This window comes from Streptomyces sp. NPDC055078 (genome assembly GCF_053607985.1).
The window spans coordinates 1-2,532 of sequence record NZ_JBSGUP010000910.1; the positions used below are offsets into that span (position 1 = coordinate 1).

General features: G+C 68.8%; 4 protein-coding genes. 3 read left to right on the forward strand and 1 reads right to left on the reverse strand.

Features of this window, described 5'->3' with window-relative positions; genetic code table 11:
• Positions 1-42: 42 nt before the first annotated feature.
• Positions 43-1,224, reverse strand: coding sequence for a helix-turn-helix domain-containing protein (locus ACWF94_RS38465; RefSeq protein WP_453499613.1), 1,182 nt, complete (start codon positions 1,222-1,224; stop codon positions 43-45).
• Between the two features lie 282 nt (positions 1,225-1,506).
• Between ACWF94_RS38465 and ACWF94_RS38470 the strand changes: the two genes are divergently transcribed.
• From ACWF94_RS38470 to ACWF94_RS38480, 3 genes are read left to right on the forward strand one after another with little or no spacing between them, the layout of a single operon-like run.
• The gene (locus ACWF94_RS38470; RefSeq protein WP_453499615.1) at positions 1,507-1,722 is read left to right on the forward strand and encodes a hypothetical protein; all 216 of its coding nucleotides are present in this window, start codon (positions 1,507-1,509) and stop codon (positions 1,720-1,722) included.
• Positions 1,722-2,174, forward strand: a complete 453-nt coding sequence (locus ACWF94_RS38475; protein WP_453499617.1) for an ATP-binding protein — start codon at positions 1,722-1,724, stop codon at positions 2,172-2,174. Before ACWF94_RS38470 ends, ACWF94_RS38475 begins: the two co-directional genes overlap by 1 nt.
• Positions 2,161-2,460 carry a hypothetical protein gene (locus ACWF94_RS38480; RefSeq protein WP_453499619.1) on the forward strand — a complete coding sequence of 100 codons (300 nt, stop codon included), beginning with the start codon at positions 2,161-2,163 and terminating at the stop codon, positions 2,458-2,460. The genes ACWF94_RS38475 and ACWF94_RS38480 overlap by 14 nt, the downstream gene beginning before the upstream one ends.
• The last annotated feature ends 72 nt before the right edge of the window (positions 2,461-2,532 follow it).

A 2,532-nucleotide genomic window follows, 5' to 3' on the forward strand; every position in this document is an offset into this window, starting at 1 on the left:
GACCGGCACCCTGCGCCCCACCCGGCCGTGCAGCCTCCCGCATCAGAGTGCGATACCGGAGAGCTTGGACAACCTCACCAGCTCGGGATTGCTGCGGCGGTGCAGCGACGACACGACTCGGAAGACTTCCCGCCCCATGGGATTCATGCGCGCCATTTGCGGAGCGATATCCCAGGCTTTGATCAGGTTTCCCAGTGCTCCGTCCCGGTCTCCGATATCGAGTTGCGCCCGGGCCGCGTTGACATAGGTGGGCGCCCTCCGGGTCGGGGGCAGTCCGGTCAGGGCGGCGGACAGATCACCCGTCAGAGTCAGCGCCTGGCGCGCACGGCCGAGGTCGACATAGGTCGCCAGCTGATGTGTGAACGTATTCTGCGGGCCGACCGTCAGACCGTGCACTTCAAGGTCGTGGCTCATTCCTTGTGATGTGGTCAGGGCCGACCTTATGTGCCGCTCCGCTTCCCGCTTCGCCTCTTTCTTGTCCCTGAGTCTGCCCGCCAGGGTCATCCCTCGCAGATTGAGGATGCATACGGCGATGTCCCGCTCTGTTCCCTCCAGCGATTGCTGTGCGTTGGCGAGGGCACGATCGACGATGTCGAGCCCCCGCTCGATGTCGCCGAAGTTCAGATACGAGCCGGCCCTGTCCCGGTCCGCGATCGCTGCTCCCAGCGGGTTGGGCCGCTGGTCGACGGCCCACCGCTGACGGGTCACCGCGAGTTCCGCCAGGTCCATCCACCGGTGCCGGGCGGCGACCCAGTAGACGGTGCTGTACACCTCGGCCAGCCTCATCCAGCTCTGGGGACTGTTGGTGACATGGGCGTGGGTCGTCGCGTCCCTGAGCAGTTTCGGCAGCACGGCCAGCAGCCCGGAAACGTCGAATCGCCTGCGATGCTGCTGGGCCGCGCGCGCGTCCGCGCAGAGTGCGCCCTCTTCGACTTCGCGCCGGTCCGGCAGATCGTAATCCCGGAGAGCCGATCGCAAGTCGGTAAGGGGCTGTTCGCTGTCTTTCTGGACCGCTGTCGCGCCCAGCACTTCAGCCATGGTCAGCCCCAAGGGTTTGCCCACGGCGGTGGCAATGGCCGGAGTCAGTGTCCGGCTCCCTACCTCGATCTTGGACAGGAGGGATAGGGAGATCGCTGCCTTTCGGGCCAGCTGTGCCTGAGACAGACCACGTTCCTTGCGTAAAGCCGCGAGGTTCGCGCCGGGTGCCAGTTCTGTGGTGCTCATAAGACCATTCTTCCTCACGGAGTCTGCGCCGCATCCGGGTTCACAGCCTTTTCGCGTACCCGCCCAGTGGCTGTGCAAACGATGTGCAAGTTCGGCGAAGGCGCGTCCGCGTTGACTTGGTCAGTGGAAACCCCCGCGATCGGGCGAGATCCGGGGGCGTGGTCAACGCCGAACAGGAGCGTCAACACGATGAAGGTTATCCGCCTTGGCATCAGCATTGCGCTGCGTGCCTTATTTCCGCCCAGGGGTCGGCATCGGCAGGCCCAGCCGCACCAGGGGCGGGTGCCGGGTCGTCCCCGACGGGTCGTCATCTACGCCTCCGGTCGGGACGACTTGGCCCCGGACCGCTCCCGCCCGCTGGCGGGGGAGGAGTGCGCGCTGGTGCGGCCGTATCTGGCGGCGTACGAGGACCGGCTGCGGGGCCTGCGCCGACAGGGGCTGATGGTGGCCGCTGCCGGTCTCGACCTGGGCCCTGAGGCTCCGTACCGGAGGGGCTGATGACGCGGATTCAGGTACGGCGTAGGTGGGCCCGGGATCCTCGGTCACCGGGTCTCGCCCGGGACGCACTGCGCAGGGAGCTGATGGCGTGGGGTCTCGTGGAGATGGCGCCGTTCGCGCTGACGGTGCTGTCGGAACTCGTCACGAACGCCTGTGTGCACACCACGGGGGGAATCGAGACCTGGTTCCGCCTGCTGCCCGGCGGGGTGCGCATCGAGGTGCTCGACGCGTCGGCGGAGCGGCCCCTGCTGCTGGCGCCGCGCGCCGACTCGCCCGGGGGCAGGGGGCTGCTGATCGTGGACGAGCTGGCCGCGCGGTGGGGTGTGACCGACCGGAGGGACGGCGGCAAGGCGGTGTGGGCCGAACTGGTGGAGACCGGCAGCCCGGCAGCCCAGGAGCAACCCGGACTGCTTCCGGGCGTCAGGGAAGGGGCGGCCGGTGGGGCACCGTGAGCTGATGCGGGTCCCGGGGAAGTGGCCGGGGGGCCGGGAGTGGGTACGGCTCCGGCTGCTGTGTGGGCTGAGCGTGCTGGATGACTGCTGGTTCCACTTCCACCGGCGGGCCGTGCGGTGTCTGCGCGGGGCCCCGGGGGACGGCGGCCTGACGGCGCGTCTCCTGGAGGCGGATCTGCTGGCGTTTCAGGCGGCGGTCATCTACGCGGGCCAGCACAGCGTCATGACGGCGGAGTGGGAGTCGCTGGTGGAGCGGCTGAAGGACGCGGACGGGGGGTTCCCGTAGCGGCGGGGTGACCGGTTGCGGCCTCCGCGGGAGATGCCCCCGTATCGACCGGGTGCGGGTGCCGGACGTGGA

What these genes read in the sequence shown, in the direction of transcription:
- ACWF94_RS38465 (WP_453499613.1), bottom strand. Translation starts at nt 1,224, where the DNA reads ATGAGCACCACAGAACTGGCACCCGGCGCGAACCTCGCGGCTTTACGC.
- ACWF94_RS38475 (WP_453499617.1), top strand. Translation starts at nt 1,722, where the DNA reads ATGACGCGGATTCAGGTACGGCGTAGGTGGGCCCGGGATCCTCGGTCA.